2 pseudogenes are annotated in these 644 nt (G+C 45.0%); both read left to right on the forward strand.

Annotation, left to right across the window (positions count from 1 at the left end):
* A pseudogene (locus tag R7190_RS28260) lies at positions 1–559 on the forward strand (glycosyltransferase); the annotation flags it as partial.
* Positions 495–644: pseudogene (locus R7190_RS28265) on the forward strand (lipopolysaccharide biosynthesis protein); the annotation flags it as partial. The pseudogenes R7190_RS28260 and R7190_RS28265, both read left to right, overlap by 65 nt.

Raw genomic sequence — 644 nt, forward strand, 5'->3', positions numbered from 1 at the left:
GAGTTTGTTGAAATGGAAAAACGTAGATTTACTGCTGGATGCCCTAACGCTAGAAAACACCACCATTCAATCCACCATTTGTTACATCAAACCGAATGTACCAGGCGTTGAATATTCCACTCCGGATTTTAATACCAAAGGGGTCGATTGGTATGAATCTCCAAACAACCTCAACGAATTGCGTGCACAGTGTGGTGTTTTTGTTTCCACCAGCGTGAACGAACCTTTCGGGCTTTCCATTTTAGAAGCACTGGCGTCCGGTATGTGTGTGGTTATCCCTCACGATGATAGCTATTGGGATCGCGTATTGACTCATGGAAAGAACTGCATCAAATACACACCGAATAATGCTGCTTCTCTACACAACGCGATTCGTCTGCTTAATGAGTCACCGTGGATGAAGGTCACAATGGGACTTGAAGCCTTAAATGTCGCACAGCTATACAGCGCGTAACGCTGTTACATGCCAATCGCTCAATATTTATGTTCAGAGCATGCACCAACCAGTCATCACGGTGCCAAAGCGCGAAACAACGTCAAAGGATATGACCATGTCTAAAGCAATGACCAACATGTCACTTTTCGCGATTGCGTTAGTGATCAACAAAAGCATCAGCTTACTCATGTTGCCTGTGCTCCCACAC

Source organism: Vibrio sp. 1078-1 (assembly GCF_033340475.1).